Below are 25910 nucleotides of genomic sequence, written 5' to 3'. Positions count from 1 at the left end.
CGACTTTCTGCGGAAAATCTCTGCCGCTGCGCGGCAGGGTACGCGCCTTCCCGGGGGGACCGGGTCCCACCGGATACGCGCCCGAGGGGCGCGATGCCCTCTCCGCGCTCCGAGGGGATGGGCGGACGGAGGGAAATGGTCTACTTTGCGACAACGAGAGGTGAGCGTATGCAGCTTGAAAAGCTATTGGACGGTGTGGAATATACGGAAAAGACCGTCCGGGAAGTGGAAATTTCAGGAATTTGCTACGACACCAGAGAACTGATGCCCGGCTGTCTGTTTGCGGCGCTGCCGGGCTACAAGACCGACGGACACAGATTTATTTCCCAGGCGCTGGCGCTGGGGGCCTCCGCGGTGCTCTGCGAGCATGCGCCGGAAGAAGCGGGACCATGGATCGTGGTCCCGGATGCGCGGGCGGCGTTGGCGGCGGTCTCCGCCAACTGGTTCGGCCGCCCGGCCGATCGCCTGACGGCGCTGGCCGTCACCGGGACCAACGGCAAGACGACCACCACCTATCTGCTCAAGGCGATGCTGGAGGGCGTGCTGGGGGCCAAGGTGGGGCTCATCGGCACCAACCAGAACATGATCGGCGGGGCGGTCCTGCCTGCCCACCGCACCACCCCGGAATCCTGGGAGGTGCAGAAGCTGCTGCGGGAGATGGCGGACGCCGGATGCACCCACGTGGTCATGGAGGCGTCCTCCCATGCCATGGTGCTCCACCGGGTGGACGGGATCCGGTTTGCAGCCGGCATCTTTACCAATCTGACCCGGGATCATCTGGACTTTCACGGCACGATGGAGGCCTACCGGGACGCCAAGGGGCGGCTCTTCCGCCAGACGGACACAGCGGTGCTGAATCTGGACGACGAGGCCGGACGCTATTTCGCCTCCACGGTGGCCTGTCCCAAGCTGACCTACTCCGAGAACAAGGATGACGCCGATCTGACCGCCAAGAATCTGAGGCTCTTTCCCGACCGGGTGGAATTCGAGGCGGTGGCGGTGGGGAGCATCCAGCGTATCCGCCTGCCCATACCCGGCGGCTTTACCATTTATAACGCCCTGGGCGTCATTGCCTGCGGCCTGGCCCTGGGTCTGCCGCTGGCGGGCGTCGCCGCCGCCCTGGAGCGGGCGGATGGGGTCAAGGGGCGCATCGAAGTGGTGCCGGTTCCCGCTGAGTTTACCGTCATCATTGACTACGCTCACACACCGGACGCACTGGAAAATATCCTGACCACGGTCCGTGATTTTACCCGGGAGCGGGTCATCTGCCTGTTCGGCTGCGGCGGCGACCGGGACCGCACCAAACGGCCCATGATGGGGGCGATCGCCGCCGCGCTCTCCGATTTCGTGGTGGTCACCTCCGACAATCCCCGGACCGAGGAGCCGGAGGCGATCATCGACGACATCCTGGAGGGCATGCAGGAGGGCGGCGCGCCCTACGCCGTAGAGCCGGACCGCCGGGCCGCCATTCGCTACGCGCTGCGTCTGGCCCAGCCGGGGGATACGGTGGTGCTGGCCGGAAAGGGGCACGAGACCTATCAGGAGATCGACGGCGTGCAGCGGCATCTGGACGAGCGGGAGGAAGTTGCCGCGTTCTATCGGGGATAACGCCGCATTTTTGTTACTATTTCGAGTGGAAACGGCTTGCGTGTTGTGGTACAATGCTCCATTGTGAAAAAAGAGTCCGAACGGTACTTTGGAGGGTGCAAAAGATATGTTGAGGATCGTCATCAGCTTTGTGGTGGCCTTTGTGGTGGCCGCCCTGACGGGGAAAGCGCTGATCCCGGCGCTGCGGAGGATGAAGGCGGGCCAGTCCATCAAGGACATCGGGCCCACCTGGCACAGGTCCAAACAGGGGACCCCAACCATGGGAGGGCTGATGTTCATCATCGGCGTCGCCACGGCGGTCTTTCTGCTGGGGTGGAAGGATTTTGCCCAAGGCCGCTTCGGCGGGGCCTTTGTGTTCCTGTTTGCCCTGGTGTTCGGCGTCATCGGCTATATCGACGACTACTTTAAGGTGAAAAAGCATGAGAACACCGGCCTGACCGCCCCCCAGAAGTTCCTGCTCCAGCTGGCGGCGGCCATATTGTTTACCGTGCTCATGCGCAACCACGGCTACCTGTCCAATGCGCTCTACGTCCCCTTTTTCCACGTGACCTTTTTGATCCCCTGGCCGCTGTACATGGTGTTTGCGGCGTTTGTGATGGTGGGGACGGTAAACGCGGTGAATATCACCGACGGCATCGACGGTTTGGCCGCCGGGGTGACCATGCCTGTGGCGCTGTTCTTCACGGCGGCGGCTTGCTTCTGGGCCCGGTATGAACTGGGCGTCTTTGCCGCCGCCCTGTTTGGAGGGCTGTGCGCCTTCCTGATCTATAATTTTTATCCGGCCAAGGTCTTTATGGGGGACACCGGCTCTCTGTTTCTGGGGGGAGCGGTGTGCGGGCTGGCGTTCGCCCTGGATATCCCCCTGATCCTGATCACGGTGGGCGTCATCTACATTGCGGAGACCCTGTCCGATATCCTGCAGGTGGGATATTTCAAGCTCTCCCACGGCAAGCGGATCTTCCGCATGGCTCCGCTGCACCATCACCTGGAGATGGGCGGATGGAGCGAGGTAAAGCTGTTCTGCGTCTTCACAGGGATCACCGCCGTGACCTGCGTGCTGTCCTTCTGGGGCGTCATGAACCGCTGAAAACGCGCCGTATCGGAAGGACCGCCTTGAGGCGGAAGGAGGTGGAGCAATGCCAAAGCTGAAACGAGACCTGACGATGGAGGAGCAGCTGGCCCGGGGACCCATGGACCTGCCGTTCCTGATGCTGGTGGTCCTGCTGACCGGCATCGGCGTCATCATGGTCTTTTCCGCCTCCTACGCCACCGCCTATTACGATTCCAGCGTAGCCCAAAATAACCCCACCTATTATTTCGTGCGCCAGGGGCTGTTTGCCGTGGCGGGGCTGGCGGTCCTGTATGTGACCTCCAAGATCAATTACCAGACCTTCCGCTGGATGTCCGTCTTTCTTCTGGTCATCTCCGTGGTCCTGCTGGTGCTGGTTTTGCCCTTCGGCTACGGGCGAAGCACCGTGGGCGCGCAGCGTTGGATCCGCATCCCGGTGGCGGGCAGCTTCCAGCCTTCGGAGATCGCAAAGCTGGGCGTCATCATGTACTTTGCCGCCCGCCTGTCCAAACGGAATACGGAAAAGGAGCGGCGGCTCTCCCCCCGGCATCCCCTCAGCGGCGTGTTTGCCCTCCTGGACAAGATCGGCCTGCTGGAGCTGGTGCCCTACATCCTGATTTTGGTGGTGGTGGCGGCCCTCATGCTGGCGGAGCCCCATATGTCGGGCACCATCCTCATCCTGGCCGGCGGCGCGGCGGTGCTCTTTGCCGCGGGCGTCAAGCTCTACTGGTTCATCGCCGGGGGCGGCCTGGCGGTGGTGGGGCTGTGGTTCATCATTACCAACACCAGCTACATGGCAAGCCGCATCGAGCTGTGGCAGGACCCCTGGAGCGACCCGCTGGGCAAGGGATATCAGACCATCCAATCCCTCTACGCCATCGGTTCCGGCGGGCTGCTGGGCCTGGGCCTGGGCAAGAGCCGCCAGAAATTCCTCTACATCCCCGAGCCGGAAAACGACTACATCTTTGCCATCGTCTGCGAGGAACTGGGGCTCGTGGGGGCCTGCATTGTGCTCTTCCTGTTCGCGCTGCTCATCCTTCGGGGGTTCTGGATCGCCGTCCACGCCCGGGACCGGTTCGGCGCCCTGCTGGTGGTGGGCATCACGACCCTGACGGCGGTACAGGTCTTCCTGAACATTGCCGTGGTCACCAATCTGATCCCCGTGACCGGCATCTCCCTGCCCTTTTTCAGCTACGGGGGTACGGCGCTGATGATCCAACTGCTGGAGATGGGCATCGTCTTAAGCGTTTCACGCCAGATTCCGGCCCCCAAACAGGGCTAGGGATCTGGGACATATGACCGTTGGAGGGAATGGTATGAAGATCCTCTTTACCTGCGGCGGGACGGCCGGACACGTGAATCCCGCGGTGGCGCTGGCGCAGATGTTCCAGGCCCGCAACCCCGGCTGCAGGGTGCTTTTCGTGGGCGCGGACGGGGGCATGGAGACGCGCCTGGTACCCAAGGAGGGCTATGAGATCGAGACGGTGACCATCACCAATTTCCGCCGCTCCCTTCATCCGGCCGCCATCGTCCACAATGGGAAGACCCTGCTGAACATGAACCGCTCCAAGCGCCAGGCCGACGCCATCCTGGACCGCTTTCAGCCCGACCTGGTGGTGGGCACCGGCGGCTATGCCTCCTTCCCGGTAGTAAAGGCCGCGGCGAAGCGGGGCATCCCCACCGCCGTTCACGAGTCCAACGCCGTCCCCGGCCTGACCACCAAAGCCCTGTCCAAGGTAGTGGATCAAGTGATGGTGGGCTTTGAGGAGAGCCGGAGCCACTATGACGACCCGGACAAGGTAACGGTCACCGGCACGCCGGTGCGGGAAGACTTTTTCCGCTATACACGGAAGCAGGCCCGGCAGCAGCTGGGCTTGACCGACCAAGCTCCCCTGGTGCTCTCGGTGTGGGGCAGTCTGGGCGCGGAGGTGATGAACCGCCAGATGGCGGAGTGCATCGCCCGGGAATGCGCCGGCGGCGCGCCCTTCCACCACATCCACGGCGCGGGCCGCAATTATTCGGACCTGCTGGCGGATCTGAAGACCCGGGGGATCGACCGGAAGCGATATCCGCAGATCGATGTGCGGGAGTACATCTATGATATGCCGCTGGTCATGGCGGCGGCCGACCTGGTGCTCTGCCGGGCGGGCGCCTCCACCATCGCGGAGATCACGGCCATTGCCCGACCGGCGGTGCTGGTGCCCTCCCCCAACGTGGTGGCCGACCACCAGACGAAAAACGCCAGGGTGCTGGAGCGCGCCGGCGGCGCGGTGCTCCTGCCGGAGAGCGCCTGCTCCGGCGCGGCGCTCTACGGGCAGATCCGCACCCTTCTGGACGACCCCGGGCGCCGGGAGAGGATGAGCCGGTCCCTGCGGGATATGGCCGTACCCGACGCGGCGGAGCGGATCTATGAGACCTTACGCGCACTGATGGAGAAAACGGGGGAATGAACCCCACTTCTGTCCTGCGCATAGTATGGCTTGATGAAAACCCAAACTGTGCGGAGGATGGAACCTATGAGTGCTTATCTGGTGGAGGGCGGACGCCCCCTGGACGGCTCCGTGAGGATACATGGGGCAAAAAACAGCGTGCTTCCTATCCTGGCGGCCTGCCTGCTGGTGCCGGGGGAGTGCGTGGTGCGAAACTGCCCGGACCTGTCGGACGTGACCGCATCCCTGGACATCCTGCGCCATCTGGGCTGCGCGGTCCGGCGGGAGGGGGATGCGGTGATCGTAGACGCCTCGGCCCCTACGGGCTGGGACGTGCCTGACGACCTGATGCGGGAAATGCGCTCCTCCGTGATCTTCCTGGGAGCCGTTCTGGGCCGTATGGGCCAGGCCGATCTGTGCGCCCCCGGCGGGTGCGAGCTGGGGCCGCGGCCCATCGATCTGCATCTGGCGGCCATGCGGTCCCTGGGGGCCGTGATCGCCGAGGCGGGCGGCGGCCTCCACTGTACCGGGGGACTGCGGGGGGCGGATATCGTCTTCTCCCTGCCCAGCGTGGGGGCCACGGAAAACGCCATGCTGGCGGCGGTGGCGGCCGAAGGGGATACCACCATCACCAACGCCGCCCGGGAGCCTGAGATCGTGGACCTGCAGCAGTTTCTCTGCGCCATGGGCGCCGACGTGCACGGCGCGGGCAGCTCGGTCATCACCATACGGGGCGGAAAGCGCCTGCACGGCGGCGCATACGCCGTCATGGGCGACCGGATCGTGGCCGCCACCTACTTGGCCGCGGCTGCCTCCGCCGGGGGCACGGTGGAGGTGACGGGGGTGGACTGGCGGCACCTGTCTACCGTGACCGCCGTGCTGGCCGAGGCGGGCTGTACCCTGACCAGCACGCCGGAGCGTATCCTGCTGCGGTGTCAGGCCCCCCTGCGGGGGGTGCGGCCGGTGCGCACGGCCCCCTATCCCGGCTTTCCCACCGACGCGCAGGCGCCTCTGATGGCGGCTTTGTGCAAGGGCACGGGCTGCAGCGTGTTTGTGGAGAATATTTTCGAAAGCCGCTACCGCCACGTGGATGAGCTCTGCCGCATGGGGGCGGAGATCCAGGTGGAGGGACGGGTGGCGGTGGTCTACGGCGTACCCCGCCTCCACGCCGCACAAGTACGCTCCACCGATCTGCGGGGCGGCGCCGCCCTGGTCGTGGCCGCGCTGGGCGCGGAGGGAGAGAGCATCGTCACCGGGATCCACCACGTGGAACGGGGCTATCAGGACCTGCCCGGCGACCTGCGCCTGCTGGGCGCCTCGGTCCGCAGGACTTGACCGATTTGTAAGGAATCCTTAACGATTTCTTGACCTTCCTATGATATACTGACACACAAAAGAGAAACAGAACAGGAGACCGGGAGCATGGCGGCGAGACGGAACAGGCATGGACGGCGGCGGAACAGGGGACGCTTCGGCTTCCTCTATAAGCTGCTGTCCGCCCTGCTCATCTTCGCCGCTCTTTTGGTGGGCTGCGTGGTGTTTTTCCGGGTCAATACGGTAGTGGTCTCCGGCAACAGCCGGTATGCCGAGGCGGAGGTGATCCAGTCCTCCGGGGTGGAACAGGGGGATAACCTGTTCGCCCTGAACAAATACCAGATTTCCCGGCAGATCTATACGCAGCTGCCCTATGTGGACGAGGTGTCCATCCATCGCAAGCTGCCCGATACCCTGCTCATCCAGGTGACCGAGAGCTACCCGGTGGCGGCGCTCTGCGCCGGCGGCGAGTATTGGCTGCTGGACGCGCGGTGCAAGCTGCTGGAGCGGGGCGACGCTTCCCTGGCCCAGGGGAAGGCGGAGGTGCTGGGCCTGACGCCATTGGCGCCCGCGGTGGGCACGCCCCTGGCGGTGGATCAGTCCCAACAGGACAAGCTGGCCAGCCTCAAGAGCCTGCTCTCCGCCATCCAGGCCCGGGGCATGACGGGCAGCGTCACCGCGTTCATCGACCTGCGTTCCGACAACGAGATCCGCTTCGGTTACGGAGCGGATCTGACGGTGGTCATGCCCATGAACGACGATTTTACCGACCGTACCTACGCCCTGAAGCGGGCGCTGGAGACCATGGACGAGCGGGGCGTGGCCCGCACCGGTACGCTGGATCTGACCTATGGGGAGGGGGAGGCCCGCCTGCTGCCCGAGCGGTGGCTCCCCGCTTCCGAAACGGCTGCGGAAACGCCGGAGCCATCCTCCACGCCGGAGACAGGCCTGGATACGCAAGGAGATACGCCAACATGAAGAAGCTGAAAAACAAGGGCGAGCTGGCTGTGGTGGTAGTATGCGCGGTGGTGGGCTTCCTGCTGGCCGCCCAGCTGCGCTCGGTAAAACTCAATTCCGCCGCCGACGCTACCAACGCCAGCCGTCTGGAGACCCTGCAAAACCTCTATAACGAGGCCCTGGACAAGCAGGACGGTCTGGAACAACAGCTGGCCCAGGCCCAGCATGAACTGGGCGTTTACCGGGAGGAGGCCGCCGCCGCCGGCGGCAGCGCGGCGCTGGTCCACGAGCTGGAGCAGCTGTCCATCACCGCGGGGCTCACCGACCTGGAGGGGCCGGGGGTGGCGGTGGTCCTGGAGGATTCCTCCTCCGCCAACGTCACCGGGGACGAGGCCGACTACCTCATCCATGACAGCGACCTGCTGTCGGTCATCAACGAGCTGCGCTCCGCCGGGGCGGAGGCCATTTCCCTCAACGGGGAGCGTATCCTGGCCACCAGCGAGATCCGCTGTACCGGCGCGGTGGTGACGGTCAACGGCAGGCGCTACGCCGCGCCCTATGTCATCATGGCCATCGGGGATGCAAACACCCTTTACAATGCACTGACCATGCGCAACGGCGTTGTGGACATCCTGAGCCAGTGGGGGATCACCGTGAAGGTGACCGCCGGCGAGCTGCTGCTGATCCCCAAGTATAACGGAACCGTCGAATATCAATACGCCCGGACCGCGCAGGAGCCGGAGGAGAGGGGGGAATGACATGCCCGAGCTGATCGGACTGCTGGTGGGGCTGGTGGCCGGGGTGCTGTTTCCCTGGGCCATCCCCAGCCAATATTCCCTGTACGTGGCCGCCGGACTGCTGGCGGCGCTGGATTCCGCCCTGGGCGGCTTCCGCGCCCGCATTAAAGGCGAATTCAAGCTGGACGTGTTTTTGTCCGGCACGGTGGGCAACACGGCCATCGCCGCCTTCCTGACCTGGCTGGGCCAGAAATTGGGAATTCCCCTGTACCTGGCGGCAGTGGTGGTGTTCGGCACCCGTATGTTCCAAAACTTTGCGGAAATACGCCGGGAACTATTGACCTCCAGGCAAAAGAGAGATAAAATAGGACAAGATATAGTTTTGGAGCCGGAGGACGGCACAAAATAGGTCGTTTTTTGCAGAGAGAGACAACGAATTCGTTTTACATAGGAGGAGCAGTTATGGCGTTTGGACTGGACACCGGTCCCGACAATGTGGTCACGATCAAGGTGATCGGTGTCGGCGGCGGCGGCAACAACGTAGTCAACCGGATGGTGAAATCCGGCACCAAGGGCGTGGACTTCATCGCTGTGAACACGGACAAGCAGGCGCTTGCCGTTTCCAGCGCGACCTTTAAGATCCAGATCGGAGAAAAGCTCACCGGCGGCCAGGGTGCGGGCAGCGATCCGGAGGTGGGCCGCAAGTCCGCCGAGGAAAGCCGCTCCGCCGTCTCCAAGGCTCTGGAGGACGCGGATATGGTGTTTATCACCGCCGGTATGGGCGGCGGCACCGGCACCGGCGCGGCTCCCATCGTGGCGGACATCGCCAAGGAGATGGGTATCCTTACCGTGGGCGTGGTGACCAAGCCCTTCAACTTTGAGGGCCGCCGCCGCATGCTCCAGGCCGAGAAGGGTATTGAAGATCTGCGTACCCGGGTGGACAGTTTGGTCATCATCCCCAACGAGCGGCTGAAGTTTGCTACCGACCAGAAGATCACCTTTGCCAACGCCTTTGAGATTGCCGACGACGTGCTCCGCCAAGCGGTGCAGTCGATCTCCGACCTGATCAAGAACACCGGCTTTATCAATCTGGACTTTGCCGACGTGACCGCCGTGATGCAGAACGCGGGTATGGCCCACATGGGCGTGGGCCGGGCCGCCGGAAAGAACAAGGCGGAGGAGGCCGCCAAGATGGCCATCTCCAGCCCCCTGCTGGAGACCTCCATCAACGGCGCCAAGGGCGTGCTGGTCAATGTCACCGGCTCCATGGATATCGGCCTGGAGGAGGTGGAGACCGCCGCCAACCTGGTGCAGCAGGCCGCCCACCCCGACGCGCTCATCATCTTCGGCGCCGCCTTTGACGAGACGCTGGAGGACGAGATCCGGGTCACCGTCATCGCGACCGGCTTTGAAGAGGCAGCCGGTTCCATGCCGGACGCCCCTTTTACCGCCGCCCGGGACAAAAAGACGGAGGGCGCCGGAGAAAAGCGGGCCGAGGGCGCGCCTGTCAAGCCCCCTGAGCCGCTGGACGAGGATCCCTTCGACGATATCTTCAAGATTTTCAATCGCAACAAATAGAGAGACAAGCTCAGCGGCCCGTCCAAAAGGACGGGCCGCTGTTCGGTATTCGGGATCAGCCAGCCTGAGTCCCGCAGGAGGGACAAAAGCGTACCCTGGCGGGGAGCATTTCCCCACAGCTGGCACAGCAGCGTGGGACAGCGGTGTTCAGGCGTTCTCCGCAGTTGGGGCAAAATTTGGCGTCGGCGTCCGCGGATTCTCCGCACGCGGGGCAGCGGGAGGACTCCGCAGGGCCCGGCTCCGGCAGTTTGGCGCCGCACCCGGCGCAGAACTTGGTGCCCACATCATTTTGCAGTCCGCAGGCGGGGCAGCGCGCGCGTTCGGCTGCCGTCTGCTCAGGCAGGAGCGCCCCGCAGGAAGGACAGAAGGTCTTGTCCGCTCCGGCGGGTTCTCCGCAGGCGGGGCAGAGCTTCCAGTTTTTGGACGCCTCATTGGCGGCGCTCTGGACCGCCCCCTGCAGGTTGGCGAACAGACTGCCCAGGGAACTGCCCGGCGGGGCTGCGGGGGCGGACGTCTCCCGCCCGGCGGCAGGCGGGTCCTGGACCTGCTGCGCCCGGGCTGCAGCCAGGTCCAGCTCCTGGACCGTCTGGTTGATGCTCTGGGCGGCTTGATTCGCCGCCGGAGCCACCGTCTGCCGGGCCACCTGGTTGGCAGCGGGGGCGACGGCTTGCTCCACGGCGTTTCCAAGGGCCTGGCCGATGCCGCGGCCGATCCCGCGGCTGATGCCGCGCTGGATCTCGCGTCCCAAAAAACTCATGACGTGACGCTCCTTTCTAACGCAGCTTTGCTCCGCAGGAGCCGCAGAAGCGGGTGCCAGGGGCGTTGACGGCGCCGCAGCTCGTACAGGCCGGGCCGGCGGCGGAGCGTGGGGGAGCCGCCACAGCGGAAGAGGCCGCTCGGGCCGCGTCGTTCTCCGCGCGGATGCGGTCGATCTCCGCCTGTGCCTTTTCGGCGGCGGCATAGTGGGCGGCGGCGGCCTGACAGAATTCCAGCGCCTCAGGGGATACTTGCTCCCCGGCGGCGAATTTGGCATAGTAAAACTCGCCTACCTTTTGCAGCTGTGCCGCGGCGGCGGCCGTTTCGCTGCCGATTTTGCTGTTGAGCTTACCGGTCTCGATAGCGTCGGTGGTCTTGTCCCCAATGTTTTTGGCAAGATCGCCCAGTTTGTCGAAGAATGCCATATTAGGTTCCCCTCCTGTTCAGAATTGAAGTGCCTGCCGCCGGGCGTCCGCCTCTGGCGGTCCCAGCCAATGCGTTACCCCAGCTGCTCCACCATGCGCACCGCGATGAGCAGCGCCTGCTCCCGTGTGGCCTGGGCGTAGCCCACCGCCGCCTCGGCGCTGGTGACGGCCCGCGGCATGAATTTGCCGGAGCTTCCCTGGAGGATGCCGTGGGCCGCCATAAAATAGACCGAGTCATAGGCCCAGCTCGAGATCTGCGCGTCGTCGGAGAAGCGCTCCGGCATGGAATAGGCCGGCGCTTCGCTGCCGGAGAAGACGCGGTATACCCGGGTCAGCATGGCGGCCGCCTGTTCCCGGTTGAGCAGCACGCGGGGGGAGAAGGTGGTGCCGTCCCCGGTACCGGTGGTGATGCCCAGCTGGTAGGCTTTCAGCACTTCCGGATGGCTGCAGTCGCTGAAGGGGCTGACGGCGGGGAGGCTGGCGGCCTCGCCGGAGAGGGCCTCGTAGGTCTTTACCGCCACGGCGGCAAATTCCGCCCGGGTGATGGGAGCGGTCAGATCCGCGCCCCGCAGCACGTCGGGGATGAGGCCCAGCGCGTCGGCCTGCGCCAGCTCCGCCAGCGCCCACTGGGAGGCGTCCAGGTTCAGAAATTCGAAGTTGGTCCGCAGGTAGAGGTTGGAGCCGGTCTGGTGGCGCTCCATGTAAAACATATCGAAGTCCACCACATCGCCGGGCCGGATGCCCAGCGTTCCCGCCAGTTCGTCCAGCGCGATCTCGGCGCTCTCGGCGCTGTGGACGCCGCCCAGGTCGATCACCAGCTGGTCGTTAAAGAACACCCACACATCATCGTCGCCATGGAACGTAAAGCGCGCGCCGGAGACATATTTGAAACGGGTGTGGATCTCTACGGAGAAGTGATAGTTGTGTTCGTTGCCCTGGTTGCCGAAGAGCGCGCCGTCAATGGGGAAAAACCCGTCGGATGGAGCGCCGTCGGCGGTCAGGGAGGAGTCGATGACCCAATAGCCTTCCCCGTCCGGCTTCATGGTAAGGGTTTTGGGGGTGGACTGGTTTACGCCGGGGGTATCGTTGAAAAACGCGTTGAGGGCGCTTTGGGTGACGCTTTCGCCGTAGAGCGACTGCCACAGAGACAGCTCGTACACAGGCTTTTTGTCCGCGCCCAGGGTCGTCTGGACCAGACCGGAGCTGGAGTCGATCGTCCCTTCAAAAAGTACGCCGTCCTCGTTGAAGTCGCGTACCGTGACGTTCAGGGCGACCGGCTCGGACGCCAGCGCCGTACAGGGCAGCAGGGAAAGGAAGAGCGCAAGTGCCGGCAGCAGAGAGATCATTCGCTTTTTCATGAGGGTGCTCCTTTCACAGATCCGCTTGAGTGGGGTCAGCCGTGCGGTTTGGGCCGCTGTGGTGCTGCGGTTCAAATTGAGGTGCGCCGCATACAGTACAAAATTGACTGCCTGGGAGGACGGGACGGCCGCAGTGGCGGCAGATACGCGGGGCGCAGCGCACACACAGGCCCCGGTTCTCGTTGAAGTGGGCGTCGCACACCCAGGCGCCGCAGCGGGAGCAGCGGTTGAAGCGCAGACGGGCTTCCGCCGGAGACAGGTCCGGACAGCTCCAGCCGCAGATAGAGCAGGCGCGCGGGGGGGCGCTAGTAGCCGTCATCCTCCGCCTCCTTCCGCCGGGCCGCCTCCAGCCCGGCCACAAAATCCCGCAGCCGGCGCAGCTCCTCCGGGTCCAGCTGCCGGATCGCCCGGGTGAGCTCCTCCAGCCGTTCGCGCCGCACACGGTCCGGTTCCATTCGTTTCACCTCCTGAAGTTCGGTAAAAAAACGGTAAAACATTTGACTTAGTTAGATGTAGATAGTACAATAGGACCGACACGAAGAGCGGAGTGTCCGGGATCCCTGTATTTGATTGTACAGGATGGGAGACGGTTTGTAATCATCCCTGGGGTGATTTTGCCGCCCGGCGGGACGATTTTCCGGGTGATTTTTAGGGGAGGTCGGGTATGAAGCGAATTTGGGCGATCTTCTGTGCGGCGCTGCTGGCCGCAGGACTCTCCGGCTGCACAGCGGAGACGGGGCTGAACCCCAGGCATCCTGTGACGTTGACCCTGTGGCACAATTTTGGCGGTCAGATGCAGGCCACGATGGACACCCTGGTAGACGAATTCAACGGTACCATGGGGAAGGAGAAGGGCATCATTCTCAGCGTCACCTCCATCTCCGGCTCATCGGCGGTGCAGGAGAAGCTGACCATGATCGCCGACGGAGACCCGGGTGCGCCCGAGATGCCCGATATCGCCACCTGCTATCCCGCCACCGCCGCCCTGCTTCAGGAGCGGGAGCTGCTGGCGCCGCTGGACGGGCAATTCACCCAGGCGGAGCTGGACGCCTACCTGCCCCGTTTTGTAGAGGAGGGACGACTGTCCGACGGACAGCTCTATGTCTTCCCCTTCGCCAAATCCACCGAGGTGCTCTTTGTCAATCAGACCCTGTTCGACCGCTTTTCCGAGGCTACGGGGATCGGTCTGGACAGCCTTTCCACTTTCGAGGGCATTGCGGCGGCCTCGACGGCCTATTACGACTGGACCGACGGCTTGACCCCGGACACGCCGGAGGACGGCAAGAGCTTTTATACCGCGGACTCCCTGTTCAACCTGGCGCAGGTCGGGATGGAACAGATGGGGGGATCCCTATTCGCGGGGGAGGCCCTGGCGCTGGACAGCGACTGCTACCGCCGGATATGGGAAGCGGTCTTTGAGCCTGCGGTGAGGGGCGGCTATGCCATCTATGACGGCTATTCCTCCGACCTGTCCAAGACCGGGGAGATCGTCTGCTCCACCGGCTCCACCGCGGGCATTCTCTTTTACGGGGAAGAGATCACCTATCCCGACAATACCACCGAGCAGGTGGAGTATACCGTGCTGCCGTTCCCCACGTTTCAGGGCGGGGAGAAGATCGCCATACAGCGGGGCAACGGCCTGGTGGTAGCCCGCTCCACCCCAGAGAAGGAACAGGCGGCGGCCGTTTTCCTGAAGTGGTTCACCGCGCCGGAGCAGAACATGCGCTTCGTAGCCTCCACCGGCTATCTTCCGGTGACCCGCTCCGCCTTTGAAGAGCGCATGGAACAGGAGATCGCCGCCAACGAGAACGTGAACATCCAGAAGCTGCTGCGTGCCGCCATGACGGTATACGAGGCGTACCGGTTTTACGTGCCCCCGGTATTCGACGCCTTCAACGCCGTCAGCAGCGCTTATGCGGAGAAGCTCCAGACCGCGGCGTCCGAGGCGCGGCAGGAGTACCTGTCCCTGCTGGAAGGCGGAGCGGCAGAGGAGGAGGCTTACCGGCAGGCCGCGGCGGGGCGGCTGGAAGCCTTCCGCTCGGCCTGGTGAGGCAGACGTGAGAGAGGGGGAGCGCGGTATGCCCGGCAGCGGACTGCTGGAAACGGGAAGACTCTACCTCCGGGCGTTCCGCAACGCGGGACGGGACGGCATTTCCATGCGCATGCGCCTGTTCGGGCTGTTGATGCTCTTCTGCGCCGCCATCGTCACAGGGGTACTGATCCTGCTGATGGGAACCGGGGCGTTCCACGCGGGGGAGCAGCAGGTCCGGCAGACGCTGGAGCAGGAGCTGTCCTACCGTGCCCAGGCGGCCTACCAGGAATTTGGGGATATCTCCGTGCGGGGGGTGGACCTGGCGGAGACCCTGAGCCAGACCCTGGAACGGCGGCTGGCGGCCCAGAAGGTGCCACCCGCGGCGCTGGCGGAGGAGCCGGAGCTGCTGAACGCCCTGTTGGAGGAGACGCTGCCCCACCTGACCGGCGCCCTGGAAAAGACCCGGGCCAGCGGCGTCTTTCTGGTACTGGACGCCACGGTGAATCCCGACCTGCCGGATGCGCAGCAGTCGCGGGCGGGGCTCTATCTCAAAAATATGGAGCCCAATATCGTCAGCAACACCGCGGCCAATCTGCGCTATATGATCGGTCCCATGTCCATCGCGCGGGAAAACGGCATGTACATCCTGCCTCAATGGCGGATGGAGTGCGACGTGAGCGGAGCGGACTGGTATCAAACGACCCTTGAGATGGCGCGGAGCCGGCCGGAACGGCCGGTCTCCCGGCTGTATCGCTGGAACCGCAGCGTCATCTTACCCGGCAGCAGCGAGTCCGTCATGCTCTGCACGCTCCCGCTGACGGCTTCCGACGGTACGGTGATGGGGGTGTGCGGATTTGAAGTGAGCCAAATGCTCTTCAAGCTGTCTTACGCCCCGGACAACAGCCGGTTTGAATACCTTTTCTGCATGCTTTCCCCGGTGGAGGAGGGACGCCTGTCCGCGGAAGGGGCGCTGTATGCCGGCAGCTATGCGGTCTACCCCGGGGATATGACGGAGCAGCCCCTGGAGATAAAGCTGGACACGGGCGGGATTCATACCTACCAGCAGCCGGGTGCCGGGACCTACGCAGGGCTGCACCGGGCGGTGGAGCTCTATCCCAAGGACTCGGCCTATGCCGGAGAGCAGTGGATGCTCACGCTGATGATGCCGGGGGAAGCCCTGGCCGCCCGGCTTACGGACCAAAACCGGGTGCTGGTACTGGGACTGCTGGCGCTGCTGGTGTGCAGCTACGTGGGAGCGGCCGTGCTCAGCCGCCGGTACCTGCGCCCAATGGCGGAGGCCTTCCGGCAGATCAAGGAGGGGGGCGGCCGCACCGCCCAGCGCACCAGGATTCCGGAGATCGACGACCTGCTGGAATTTCTCTTCCGGCAGGACGAGACCGCCGTGCCCGCCTATGCCCCTCCGCCGGAACAGTCGGCCCTCTACCGCACCTTTGTGGAGAATATCCAGACCCTTTCCGCCGCCGAGCGGGCGGTCTTTGATCTGTATCTGCAAGGACACACGGCGCGGGAGATCGCGGCGATTCTGTGCTTGTCCATCAATACCATCAAGACCCATAACCGCCGCATCTACATGAAGCTCAACGTGACCAGCCGAAAAGAGCTTCTGGTATACATCCAGATGATGGAGGAGGCGAAGCAGGCCCATGCTGGAAGGAAAGATGCTACCGGATAACGAGTACTGGACGCTGGCGCACCGCATCCGGTGGCTGCTGGACACCTGCGGCCTCAAGCAGGCGGAGTTTGCCCGCAGTTTGGGGATCAGCGCCAATTATGTTTACCTGCTGACCAGCGGACGAAAGGAGACCGTCTCGGAGCCGCTGGCGCTTTTGATCGAGCATGTGTATGGATGCCCGGCGGAATGGGTGCGAACCGGGCGCCGTCCCGATCCGCCGGCCGCCGACGCGGCGCTCCAGGCCGATACCATCCGGCGGATCGGGCGGCTGAGCGAACGGGAGCTCCAGGCGGTGGCGGATTTCCTCTGTACCATTGAGGCGGAGCGCCTGTAGCCAAAACCGGCCGTGCCGCGTGGTTTCACGCGGCACGGCCGGTTTTGGGTTGTAAGGAGCGCGTTGGCGTGACGCGCGGAGAAGCATGGAAACAGGGCCCGCTGCTTTGCAGCGGGCCCTGTTTCCGGTTCTCAGAGACACCGGCGGACAATCAGCCCATGGCGGTCAGGCCGCCGTCGGGGTAGAGGATCTGCCCGCTCATGAAATCAGAGGCGGCAGAGGCCAGAAATACGGCGGGTCCGGCGCAGTCTTCCGGTTCGCCGATGCGCTTGAGCGGCATATTGGCCGCCTTGGCTGCCCGCTCCTGCGGGTCGGCGGGAAGGACGCCGACCATCATGGGGGTATAGGTGATCGTGGGGCCGATGGCGTTGACGCAGACCTCGGGCCCAAGCTCCTTGGCCAGCATACGTGTCATCATATCCACCGCGCCCTTGGTGGCACCGTAGCCGGTGTTGCCGCCGCCGCAGGCACGGACGCCCCGGACGGAGGAGAGATTGATGATCTTGCCGCTGCCGTTTTGCTTCATATGAGCGCCGAAATGCTTGCAGGTGAGCATCAAGCTTCGGACATTGACGCTGAACATCTGGTCCCACACGTCCATGGGAAACTCCGTGGCGGGAAATTTCTGATTGAAGCCCTGGGCGTTGACCAGGATATCCACCTCGCCGAATTCAGCCAGGGCGGCGTTCAGCAGGGCGATTACGCTGTCTTCGTCTCCCGCGTCCACGGTGTAGTAGCACACCTGCTTGCCGCTGCTCTCCAAAATCTCCTGCTGGGCGCGTTTCAGACTTTCTTCCCTGCGGCTGGCAATGGCCACGCGGGCTCCATAGACGGCCAGACCCTGGGCAATGGCCTGGCCGATGCCGCCCGCGCCGCCAACCACCACGGCGTTTTTTCCAGTGAGATCAAAAAGATGCTCGGAAATATTCATGATAACTTCCTCCTTTTCGTTATGCCTGTTCCGGCCGGGTCAGAATAACCAGCATCTGGCAGCTGACCGGGCCGTTGTTTTGGATGGCCTTTTGGGTGCCGGGCCCACAGTGGAAGGAGTCTCCGGCGTGCAGGGTGGTGGTGCCGTCGTCGGTCGTCAGATCCATTTCGCCCGCAAGAACATAATAGATGGATTCCAGCGCGTTGGACCCGAAATGGCAGCCGCCGCCGGGCAAAAAATGACTCAGCCCCACGGTGATGCGGCCATCGTTTACATCGCCGGGATTGTGCAGGCGGGTGGGACGCATGTCGTAATGGCCCGGAGCCTCGTAAGCCACGGCTTCCGAACGGCGGGTAACCTTATAACTCATGATAGCTTCCTCCTTTGCGGCTTACAGCAATTCGAACACGGCGGCCGCGCCCATACCGCCGCCGATGCACATGGTGACCAGCGCATAGCGCCCGCCGTTCAGACGCAGGTAGTCCAGCGCTTTGGAAGTGAGAAAGATGCCGGTGGCGCCCATGGGATGACCCAACGCCATGGCACCGCCCCAGGGATTGACTTTTTCCACAGGAAGCGCCAGATCCCGGATACAGGCCAGGGCCTGGGCGGCGAAGGCCTCGTTGAGCTCGATCACATCCAGGTCGTCCATGGTCAGTTCCGCACGCGCCAGGGCTTTGGGCACGGCGTAGATGGGGCCGAGGCCCATATAGCGGGCATCGCAGCCGCCGGTGGCAAAGGAGCGCATCCGGGCCAGGGGCTTGATCCCCAGCGCGGCGGCTTTGTCCTCGCTCATGAGAACGGCGAAAGCCGCGCCGTCGCTGGTCTGGGAAGAGGTGGCGGCGGTGACCGCGCCGTCCTCCCGGAAGCAGGGCTTCAGGGAGGCCAGGCCCTCCAGCGTGGTATTCCGGCGGATCCCCTCGTCCAGAGTGACGGTCTCCGTGCCGCCCTCCGCCCCGGGGACGGTGACAGGGATAATGGAGCGGTTCAATCCGCCGGCGTCCTGCGCGGCGGCTGCTTTCCGGTGACTTTCCAGCGCCAGACGCTCCATTTCGGGGCGGGTGATGCCGTATTTGGCCGCCACGTTTTCCGCGGTGAAGCCCATGCCCATATAGGCCCCCTCGTTGTGTTCCGCCAGCCAGGGATTCCGGTCGGCCGGATCGGCGGTTTTAAAGGTATGGCTCATATCCTCCACGCCGCCGGCGACCATGACCGTCTCCTGCCCGGCGGTAATGGCGTTGGCGCAGGTGGCAATGGACTGGAGCCCGGAGGCGCAGAAGCGGTTGACGGTCTGGCCGCATACGCTGTCCGGCAGACCGGCGCGCTGGGTGATGAGACGGGCCGCGTTGAGGTTGAGCCCCCGTACCGGCATGGCACAGCCCACGATCACGTCGGCGATCTCACCGGGATCCAGCTCCGGGACCCGGTCCAGAACGCCGCAGAGCACCTGAGCCGACCAGTCGATGGGGTGAGAGCGGGCCAGGGCCCCTTTCTTGGCACGGCATACGGCAGAACGGCCGTATGCTACGATCACTGCTTGTTTGGACATAAAATTCCTCCTTAGATTTTGGAAAACAAAGCGTTCGATAAGTCTTCCGAAAGGAACTTATGCAAACGGCGTGCCAAAAAAAAGAGGGCGGGAAGGAGGGAAAACGGGCGAAACGGGGGGCGGTATGTTGCCGATCTGCGACGGGTGATGCTGAAAGTGAACACCCGGAGCGGAAGGACGGAGGGAACCGGAGGGGCGTACCGGGCCGGATGACGGGGAAATCCGGGTAATACACCGGAAAAAAATAAGTTGGCATGAATTTTGCACAAGAAAAAGACAGAACGCAAGCGAAAGGAGAATACCGCATGGCAAAGACCATTATTACCGCCGCCCTCACCGGGGCGGTTACCCCTGCGGGCTACAAAATTCCAGAGACGCCTCAGCAGATCGCCGACGAGGCCTATGACGCCTGGAAGCTGGGGGCCGCCGTGGTGCACCTGCATATGCGCGCCCCCGACGGGTTGGGAGCCATGGATCAGGAGCGCTTCCGGGAGACCATCCGCCGGATCCGTGCCCACGAGGACTGCGACATCATCATCAACTGCACCTCCTCGGGGGCCTCCAAGGCCCACCCTGCCACAGACGAAGAGCGGATGGCGCACCACAGGGAATTGCCCGGGATCGAAATGGGCTCTTACGACGCAGGCACCTTCAACTGGATGCCTGCCGGCGTCTTTTTGAACACGCCGCAGTTTCTGGAGAAGCTGGGCGACCTGTATATGGAGCGGGGCATCAAGCCGGAAATCGAGATCTTTGACACGGGGATGCTGGGCATCACCGAGCACTTTGTGAAAAAGGGCCATCTGCCTACACCCTGCCACTACCAGTTCTGTCTGGGTGTGCCCGGAGGCATGAGCGCCACCGTGGAACATCTTCAATATCTGGTTACCCATATCCCCGCCGGGTCCACCTGGTCGGCATTCGGCGTAGGCAGGGGGCATATGCCCATCCTGTTTGCGGCACTGGCTCTGGGCGGGCACATCCGGGTGGGCATGGAGGACAATGTGGTCTTCGGTGTGGACGAAAGCGGCAAAAAAATTCTGGCCACCAACCACATGCTGGTGGAGCGGGCCGTTGCCGCTGTAAGGGCCTACGGCAACCGGCCTGCGACGCCTGCCGAGGCCCGCGCGATGCTGGGCATTCCCGCCTTTGACGGCCCAGCCGTCCGGGCCGCTCTGGGACTGTAAAAGGGAGTGGACGATATGAACGCGGATTTTCATGGTAAGACCGCAGTGGTGGCAGGAGGCGACCCGGCGGGACAGGCGGTGGCTCTGGCCCTGGCAAGGGAAGGGGCCGACGTGTTCGTCTGCGGCGAGCATCTGGGCGAGCTGGAGACGCTGGCCTGGAAGGAAGCGCTGAGCATCCATACGGAAAAGCTGCCGCTGACGGACGATGACGCGCTTACGGCGTTTGTTGCCGCAGCGGGAGAACGCATGGGGGCCATCCACGTGATGGTATGCAACGGGCGCTCTGCACCAGTGCGCAAGCCGCTCACGGAAGTAACGCCGGAGGAGTGGAGCTGTGCCTTTGCCGAGACCCTGCGGACCGACTGGAAGGCGGTCCTAGCGGCGCTGCCTTACCTGGAGCGCGCACAGGACCCCGCCGTCGTGCTGCTGACCGATTCCGCCCTGCACCGGCCGGGCCCTTTGGAGGGGGTGGCGGCGGTCTGTGCCGCAGGTGTGGAGTCTATGACCAAGACGCTGGCCTCCGAGTTGGCGAGCCGGCGCATCCGGGTCAACGCGGCGGCGCTGGGCGGCGGCGTGTCTGACCTGGCTAGGGCGGTGCTGTTTCTGGCCTCCCAGGCGGCTTCCTATTGTACCGGCACACTGCTGGAGGCCGGGAACACAGACGTACGGGAGGTGGAAGCATGAATACCGGGCTTGCGGGAAAGAGTGTGGTGGTGACCGGAGGGACCTCCGGGATCGGAAAGGCGGCGGCGGAGGCATTCCTGGCCGAGGGCTGCCGGGTCACGGTATGCGACTTCCGACAGGACATGATCGACCAGGTAAACAGCCGGAACGATCCCAATCAGTTCGGCTTTGCGGCCGACGTGACCTGCTCCGAGCAGATGTGCGCGCTGTTGGACCGCGTGCAGGAACGCTTTGGCGGCGTGGATGTGATGGTCAACAACGCCGGTGTGGGCAACCCCTGCGGCTTTACCACTATGCCGGATGAACAGTGGGACAAGGTGGTGAACGTGAATCTGAAGGCGGTCATCTCCTGCTGCAATTTGGCGATCCCCTATCTGACGGGGCGGGGAGGCTGTATCCTGAACACCTCTTCCCTGGGCGGACGCATTACCTCCACCGTGCGCAGTATCTACGGCGTGACCAAAGCGGGCGTGAGCATGTACACCAGACTGCTGGCCCGGGAATTGTCCGGCCGGGGCATCCGGGTCAACGCTGTGGCACCCGGCATGATCCGGACGGACATGGTTACCCAAAACAACCGTCACCTGAAAGATATCAACGTGCTGGGTGGCAGCAGCGTGATGCAGCGTCTGGGCGAGCCCGCCGAGATTGCGGCGGGCATGGTCTTTCTGGCCTCAGACCTGGCCCGGGGCGTGACCGGGCAGGTTCTGGAGATTACCGGCGGAAAATGCATCGTTCAGGATCCGGCCTGGTCCTGGAAGCAGCACCCATGAGGAGGGACCCCATGGCAGAGAAAAAGAGAATTTTGACCATCAACCCCGGCTCCACCTCCACCAAACTGGCCCTTTTTGAGGATGAGACGGAGGTGCTCAAGCAGGAGTTGGTCATCCGGGCGGAGGACATCGCAGACTGTACGCGGATGATCCAGCAGCTGGACATCCGCATGGCCTCCATCCGGGACTTTATCCGGGGGGCGGAACTGGATCTGTCTACCCTGGACCTGATCGTGGCCCGGGGCGGCTCCATCCATGGCGTACACAGCGGAGCCTACGTGATCGACGCCCACGTGGACGCCATGCTGCGCTACCGGCCCCGCTCCCAGCACGTGTCCAGCCTGGCGGCCATCATTGCTTACCAGCTCTCCCGGGAGAGCGGTGTGCCCGCTATTTTCTATGACGCGCCCTCGGCAGACGACGCCGACGAGATCATGCACTACACCGGCCTGCCTGAGTGCCGCCGCTTCGTTACCTCTCACTGCCTCAACTCCAAAATGGTGGCCCGCCAAGTGGCCAAAAGCCTGGGAAAGGCCTATGAGGAGTGCAACTTCATCGTGGCCCATCTGGGAGGCGGCATCACCATGGCCTTCCATTCCGGCGGACGGATGGTGGACACCCTGCTGGACGATGCAGGTCCCATGTCCCCCCAGCGAGCGGGACGCATCCCGGTCACCGACGTGATCGAACTATGCTATTCCGGTCAATATACCAAGGCGGAGGTGGCCAATAAAATGCGGGGCAGGGGCGGTCTGGTAGCCTGGTTCGGCGTCAACGACGCCCGGGATGTGGAGGCGCTGATCGACGCCGGGGATCAAAAGGCCCGGGACGTGTTCTGGTATATGGCTTACCAGATCGCCAAAGGCATTGGGGAACTTTCAGTGGTGCAGAGCGGCAGGCTGGACCGCATTATCCTCACCGGAGGTCTGGCCTGGTCCAAACGACTTACCAACTGGGTAACGGAGCAGGTGGAGTTTCTGGCGCCGGTAGTGGTCATCCCCGGCGAGCGGGAGATGCTGGCCCTGGCCCAAGGCGGAGCGCGGGTGCTCCGGGGCGAGGAGCGGGCCAACCGCTATACCTGGCTCCCGCCGGGATACGACACTCTGGAGGCATTCCTGGCGGACTGCCGCAAAACAGAGGAGGAGTGAGACTATGAAAACGCAGGAGATCCAGAGGATCGCATGCCTGGGTACCGGGGTCATCGGTGCAAGCTGGTGCACCAATTTCGTCATGAAGGGCTACGAGGCGGTGCTGTACGATATCAGTGACGAACAGCTGGCATCCGGACGTCAAAAGGTGGCCGACAACCTGGCCTTCCTGGTGGAGAAAGCGTGCATGACCCGGGAGGCGGCCGGCCAGGCCTTGGACCGGGTCCGCTGTACTACCTCCATGGAGGAGGCCCTTTGCGGCGTGCAGCTGGTGCAGGAGTCGGTGCCTGAGCGGTACGAGATTAAGCAGGCGGTGCTGGCACAGGTAGACGAATTTGCGGGAGACCGGGTCATTTACGCCAGCAGCACCTCCGGGCTGCTTATCAGCGAGATCGCAAAGCTGTCTCAATACCCCGAACGCTGCATCGGCGCCCATCCCTACAACCCGCCCCATCTGATCCCCCTGGTGGAACTGGTCGGTCCCGCAGGCAGCGAAGCGGCGGTGGAGACCGCGCGGCAGTTTTATACCCAGCTGGGCAAGGAGCCGGTGGTGCTGCATCAGGAGGTGCCCGGCTTCATCGCAAACCGCATCCAGACGGCGGTGGCCCGTGAGATCATCGACCTGGTGGTACGGGGCGTGTGCTCGGTGGAGGACGCGGACAAGGCCCTTACCTTCGGGCCTGGCATCCGCTGGGCCATTATGGGACAGAACCTGCTCTATCAGCTGGGCAATCCCAAGGGCATCAAGGGCCTGTATGCCAACGTGGGCGGGGGCAAGAACAAAAAGTCCTGGCTGGAGGATATGGCCCGCTGGACGACTTACCCCGAGGACTGGCCGGATATGGCCCAGGCCGGGGTGGAGGAGGCCATGGCCAGGCGGCCCGCGCAGCTCGGAAATACCAACGAATCTTTGGCCCGCTACCGGGACGAGATGCTGCTGGAGATCCTGAAGCTTCATCATAAGCTCTGAACGCAGAAACAAACCGGACGGTGTTGCGGAAAGTGAACGCCAGTGATGCCGATCGGCATCACTGGCGGCGGGAAAAGCGCAAGAAGGCCTGAAAAACCGCACCGCTTCCCATAAAAAACTTGGCATAGATCCTGCATTCAAAATAAGACGACGATCCGAACAGGAGGCGGCCCCATGACTTATACGAAATTTTCTCAGCTTACCCAGCGGGCGATGCAGCGCAAGCAGAAGGCCCGCTGCGCAGTGGTCTCGGCAGAGGACGAGTACACGATGGAGGCCGTCCTGCGGGCGGGCCGGGAAGGACTGATCGAACCCATCCTCATCGGGGATGAGGAGATCATCTCCGAACTGCTGGCCGACCACTACTATGATAAGAGCGACGTGACCATCTGCCATGAGCCCAACCATGAGGCTGCGGCCCAGAGGGCGGTGGATCTGGTCAACGCGGGACAGGCGGACTGCATCATGAAAGGACTCATTAAAACAGCCCAGTTCATGCACGCCATCCTGAAGCGGGAAAACCAGCTGCGTACCGGAAACCTGGTGTCCATGCTCTCCATCCGGGAGCTGCCCCACTATCATAAGCTCATTGCCTTCACCGACGCGGGCATCTGTATGCATCCTACCCTGGATGAGAAGCGTCAGATCATCGAGAACGCGGTACAGACCATGACAGCCATGGGCTATGAGAACATCAAGGTGGGCGTACTGGCTTCGGTAGAGGTCGTCAATCCCCGTATGCAGGACAGCGTGGAGGCCGCCGAACTCAAGCGCATGAATCTGGAAGGCCAGATCCCCGGCTGTACGGTGGAAGGTCCCATCTCCTATGATGTGGCGATCAACAAGGAGGCCGCTAAGGTCAAGGGCTTCGGCGGCGATGTGGCCGGGGACGCGGATCTGCTGGTCTTTCCGGAACTCACCTCGGCCAACCTGACCACCAAGGCCATCACCCAGACCTGCCGCATCCCGGTAGGCTCACTCATCTTAGGCACAAAGGTCCCCGTCATTCTCAGTTCCCGTGCATCCTCGGCGGAGACAAAATATATGTGCATCACCCTGGCGGCGGCCGTCAACGCCGGCGCCGAATGACAAAAAGGAGGAACGAAACATGCCCTACGGAAGAATGGCATACGACCGTCTGGCCGGCATCAACTTCGAGCGGATGCGGGAATACCGTCTCCAGCGCACCAAGGAGGTCATGGCCAAGCACGGCATCGACGTGCTCATTACCTGGGATGCCTACAGCATCCGTTACATCACCGGCGGCTACGCCACGGTACCCTGCCGCTTTCCCCAGGCCCAGATGGTGGTCCTGCCCATCAACGGCGATCCTCACTGTTTTTTGACCACCAGCTTTTCCTGCTATGAGCTGCGCAAAGAGATGCCATGGCTCAAAGACAAGATCTGGGCGCCCCCCGGAGGACTGAAGTGGGCCCGCAACGTGGACGAGCTGGAGACTCACATGTCCAAGATCGTCCCCGTCATAGAGGAGCACGGCCAGAAGAACGGCGTCATCGGCTTTGACGGCTGCTGCTCTGAGCTGATGATGACCGAGGCCCTCAAGCGCAAGGGCATCACTCGCTTCAAGCATGCCGAGGAGGCCATGTTTGATGCCCGCGTCATCAAGAACGAGGACGAGATCGCCTGCATGCGCATGGCCTGTAACTCCGCTACCGCCGCGTTCTACGAGATCAAAAAGGCCCTGGTTCCCGGCGTGCGGGAGTGCGATCTGGTGGGCGTTGGCATGAAAAAGCTCTACGAGCTGGGCGCCGACGAAGTGCAGGAGTTTGTCTGCTCCTCCGGTCCCCGCACTAATCCTCTGCACATCGACTACACCGACCGGTCCATCAACCCCGGCGACGTGGTGTGCATTGATATCAACGGCAATTCGTATATGGGCTATAAGTCCTGCTATTACCGCACGTTTGTCTGCGGCGAGGCAACCGCGCTCCAAAAGCAGGTGTACGAGGACTGCCGCAAGATGATGTACGACGGCATGGAGGGGATCAAGGCGGGCAACTCCACCGCCGATATCGTCAAGGGCTGGCCGCAGTCCCCCAAGTACTGGGGATATGAGAACTGGCTGGATGTGGCGGGCTATGCCCTGGGCCACGGCCTGGGCCTGTCCCTCCACGAGGCACCCCAGTTCTTCCGCCCTTACACCCCTGTCAACGCCGATTTAATATTGTAGTTTTTCGCCGGATAAAAAATGCAGGAAAACAGTGGTGAGGGAATGTAGAAAAATTAGGCTTGTCCCTGCTCAAAGAGGGTATTGACAATGTGCTGCTTCTGCTTCATATATTCTTTACGTTCTTTCAGCCGGTAGCTCTCGCCCTTGATATTGACGACGGTACAGTGGTGCAGAACACGGTCGAGGA

General features: G+C 63.3%; 28 protein-coding genes. 19 read left to right on the top strand and 9 right to left on the bottom strand.

What is annotated here, in order from left to right:
• The first annotated feature begins 168 nt into the window (after window positions 1-168).
• From NE547_RS09170 to ftsZ, 9 genes are all read left to right on the top strand, one after another.
• Complete coding sequence (locus NE547_RS09170) at window positions 169-1608, top strand: UDP-N-acetylmuramoyl-L-alanyl-D-glutamate--2,6-diaminopimelate ligase (RefSeq protein WP_256175547.1); 1440 nt, start codon at window positions 169-171, stop codon at window positions 1606-1608.
• 106 nt (window positions 1609-1714) lie between these two features.
• On the top strand, window positions 1715-2695 hold the full coding sequence (mraY, locus tag NE547_RS09165) for a phospho-N-acetylmuramoyl-pentapeptide-transferase (RefSeq protein ID WP_256175545.1): 981 nt from the start codon (window positions 1715-1717) through the stop codon (window positions 2693-2695).
• A gap of 49 nt (window positions 2696-2744) precedes the next feature.
• Complete coding sequence (gene ftsW / locus NE547_RS09160) at window positions 2745-3959, top strand: putative lipid II flippase FtsW (protein WP_352408748.1); 1215 nt, start codon at window positions 2745-2747, stop codon at window positions 3957-3959.
• Between the two features lie 34 nt (window positions 3960-3993).
• Window positions 3994-5127: an undecaprenyldiphospho-muramoylpentapeptide beta-N-acetylglucosaminyltransferase gene (murG, locus tag NE547_RS09155; protein ID WP_256175544.1), complete on the top strand. Its 1134-nt coding sequence runs from the start codon at window positions 3994-3996 to the stop codon at window positions 5125-5127.
• Window positions 5128-5193: 66 nt separating this feature from the next.
• Window positions 5194-6441 (top strand): UDP-N-acetylglucosamine 1-carboxyvinyltransferase, encoded by a 1248-nt coding sequence (gene murA / locus NE547_RS09150; RefSeq protein ID WP_186906289.1) that lies wholly within the window; start codon window positions 5194-5196, stop codon window positions 6439-6441.
• A gap of 87 nt (window positions 6442-6528) precedes the next feature.
• Window positions 6529-7398 (top strand): cell division protein FtsQ/DivIB, encoded by an 870-nt coding sequence (locus NE547_RS09145; RefSeq protein ID WP_186906288.1) that lies wholly within the window; start codon window positions 6529-6531, stop codon window positions 7396-7398.
• Window positions 7395-8135, top strand: coding sequence for a DUF881 domain-containing protein (locus NE547_RS09140; RefSeq protein WP_256175542.1), 741 nt, complete (start codon window positions 7395-7397; stop codon window positions 8133-8135). Before NE547_RS09145 ends, NE547_RS09140 begins: the two co-directional genes overlap by 4 nt.
• Before the next feature lies 1 nt (window position 8136).
• Complete coding sequence (locus NE547_RS09135) at window positions 8137-8523, top strand: small basic family protein (RefSeq protein ID WP_186906286.1); 387 nt, start codon at window positions 8137-8139, stop codon at window positions 8521-8523.
• 53 nt (window positions 8524-8576) lie between these two features.
• Window positions 8577-9692, top strand: a complete 1116-nt coding sequence (ftsZ, locus tag NE547_RS09130; RefSeq protein ID WP_186906285.1) for a cell division protein FtsZ — start codon at window positions 8577-8579, stop codon at window positions 9690-9692.
• 55 nt (window positions 9693-9747) lie between these two features.
• On the opposite strand, the gene NE547_RS09125 is transcribed toward ftsZ, so the two are convergent.
• The 5 genes from NE547_RS09125 to NE547_RS09105 form a co-directional block, all read right to left on the bottom strand.
• On the bottom strand, window positions 9748-10449 hold the full coding sequence (locus tag NE547_RS09125) for a zinc ribbon domain-containing protein (RefSeq protein WP_256175540.1): 702 nt from the start codon (window positions 10447-10449) through the stop codon (window positions 9748-9750).
• A gap of 16 nt (window positions 10450-10465) precedes the next feature.
• Window positions 10466-10873, bottom strand: coding sequence for a zinc-ribbon domain-containing protein (locus NE547_RS09120; protein ID WP_186906283.1), 408 nt, complete (start codon window positions 10871-10873; stop codon window positions 10466-10468).
• 74 nt (window positions 10874-10947) lie between these two features.
• On the bottom strand, window positions 10948-12231 hold the full coding sequence (locus NE547_RS09115; RefSeq protein WP_256175539.1) for a fibro-slime domain-containing protein: 1284 nt from the start codon (window positions 12229-12231) through the stop codon (window positions 10948-10950).
• A 13-nt stretch (window positions 12232-12244) separates the two neighbouring features.
• Window positions 12245-12550, bottom strand: a complete 306-nt coding sequence (locus tag NE547_RS09110; RefSeq protein WP_186906281.1) for a zinc-ribbon domain-containing protein — start codon at window positions 12548-12550, stop codon at window positions 12245-12247.
• Window positions 12537-12686 carry a hypothetical protein gene (locus tag NE547_RS09105; protein ID WP_186906280.1) on the bottom strand — a complete coding sequence of 50 codons (150 nt, stop codon included), beginning with the start codon at window positions 12684-12686 and terminating at the stop codon, window positions 12537-12539. The genes NE547_RS09110 and NE547_RS09105 overlap by 14 nt, the downstream gene beginning before the upstream one ends.
• A gap of 209 nt (window positions 12687-12895) precedes the next feature.
• Between NE547_RS09105 and NE547_RS09100 the strand changes: the two genes are divergently transcribed.
• The 3 genes from NE547_RS09100 to NE547_RS09090 are packed head-to-tail and all read left to right on the top strand — an operon-like array spanning window position 12896 to window position 16290.
• Window positions 12896-14281, top strand: a complete 1386-nt coding sequence (locus NE547_RS09100; protein WP_256175537.1) for an extracellular solute-binding protein — start codon at window positions 12896-12898, stop codon at window positions 14279-14281.
• A 28-nt stretch (window positions 14282-14309) separates the two neighbouring features.
• The gene (locus tag NE547_RS09095) at window positions 14310-15956 is read left to right on the top strand and encodes a LuxR family transcriptional regulator (protein ID WP_256175535.1); all 1647 of its coding nucleotides are present in this window, start codon (window positions 14310-14312) and stop codon (window positions 15954-15956) included.
• Window positions 15928-16290 (top strand): helix-turn-helix transcriptional regulator, encoded by a 363-nt coding sequence (locus tag NE547_RS09090; protein WP_256175534.1) that lies wholly within the window; start codon window positions 15928-15930, stop codon window positions 16288-16290. Before NE547_RS09095 ends, NE547_RS09090 begins: the two co-directional genes overlap by 29 nt.
• Window positions 16291-16441: 151 nt before the next feature.
• Here NE547_RS09090 and NE547_RS09085 read toward each other — a convergent pair whose 3' ends face one another.
• The 3 genes from NE547_RS09085 to NE547_RS09075 are packed head-to-tail and all read right to left on the bottom strand — an operon-like array spanning window position 16442 to window position 18770.
• Complete coding sequence (locus NE547_RS09085; RefSeq protein WP_186906276.1) at window positions 16442-17221, bottom strand: SDR family NAD(P)-dependent oxidoreductase; 780 nt, start codon at window positions 17219-17221, stop codon at window positions 16442-16444.
• A gap of 19 nt (window positions 17222-17240) precedes the next feature.
• Window positions 17241-17591 (bottom strand): cupin domain-containing protein, encoded by a 351-nt coding sequence (locus NE547_RS09080; protein WP_186906275.1) that lies wholly within the window; start codon window positions 17589-17591, stop codon window positions 17241-17243.
• 21 nt (window positions 17592-17612) lie between these two features.
• Complete coding sequence (locus tag NE547_RS09075; RefSeq protein ID WP_256175532.1) at window positions 17613-18770, bottom strand: thiolase family protein; 1158 nt, start codon at window positions 18768-18770, stop codon at window positions 17613-17615.
• Between the two features lie 305 nt (window positions 18771-19075).
• Between NE547_RS09075 and NE547_RS09070 the strand changes: the two genes are divergently transcribed.
• The 7 genes from NE547_RS09070 (at window position 19076) to NE547_RS09040 (ending at window position 25723) form a co-directional block, all read left to right on the top strand.
• Window positions 19076-19957, top strand: a complete 882-nt coding sequence (locus tag NE547_RS09070; RefSeq protein WP_186906273.1) for a 3-keto-5-aminohexanoate cleavage protein — start codon at window positions 19076-19078, stop codon at window positions 19955-19957.
• Between the two features lie 15 nt (window positions 19958-19972).
• Complete coding sequence (locus tag NE547_RS09065; protein ID WP_256175530.1) at window positions 19973-20641, top strand: SDR family NAD(P)-dependent oxidoreductase; 669 nt, start codon at window positions 19973-19975, stop codon at window positions 20639-20641.
• The gene (locus NE547_RS09060) at window positions 20638-21414 is read left to right on the top strand and encodes an SDR family NAD(P)-dependent oxidoreductase (RefSeq protein WP_186906271.1); all 777 of its coding nucleotides are present in this window, start codon (window positions 20638-20640) and stop codon (window positions 21412-21414) included. Before NE547_RS09065 ends, NE547_RS09060 begins: the two co-directional genes overlap by 4 nt.
• A gap of 11 nt (window positions 21415-21425) precedes the next feature.
• Window positions 21426-22562, top strand: a complete 1137-nt coding sequence (gene buk / locus NE547_RS09055; protein ID WP_256175528.1) for a butyrate kinase — start codon at window positions 21426-21428, stop codon at window positions 22560-22562.
• A 4-nt stretch (window positions 22563-22566) separates the two neighbouring features.
• Window positions 22567-23532, top strand: a complete 966-nt coding sequence (locus NE547_RS09050) for a 3-hydroxyacyl-CoA dehydrogenase family protein (protein ID WP_256175526.1) — start codon at window positions 22567-22569, stop codon at window positions 23530-23532.
• Between the two features lie 174 nt (window positions 23533-23706).
• Complete coding sequence (locus tag NE547_RS09045; RefSeq protein WP_186906268.1) at window positions 23707-24621, top strand: phosphate acyltransferase; 915 nt, start codon at window positions 23707-23709, stop codon at window positions 24619-24621.
• A 19-nt stretch (window positions 24622-24640) separates the two neighbouring features.
• A complete protein-coding gene (locus NE547_RS09040) occupies window positions 24641-25723 on the top strand; it encodes a Xaa-Pro peptidase family protein (RefSeq protein WP_256175524.1) in 1083 nt (360 codons plus the stop codon).
• 53 nt (window positions 25724-25776) lie between these two features.
• Here NE547_RS09040 and NE547_RS09035 read toward each other — a convergent pair.
• Window positions 25777-25910, bottom strand: a 134-nt coding sequence (locus tag NE547_RS09035) for an ATP-binding protein (protein ID WP_256175590.1), incomplete at its 5' end; no start/stop codon positions are given.

This window comes from Flavonifractor sp. DFI.6.63 (assembly GCF_024462255.1).
In the GTDB taxonomy this organism is placed as follows: Bacteria; Bacillota; Clostridia; order Oscillospirales; family Oscillospiraceae; genus Lawsonibacter_A; species Lawsonibacter_A hominis.
This window is presented reverse-complemented; position numbering and strand designations above follow the sequence as displayed.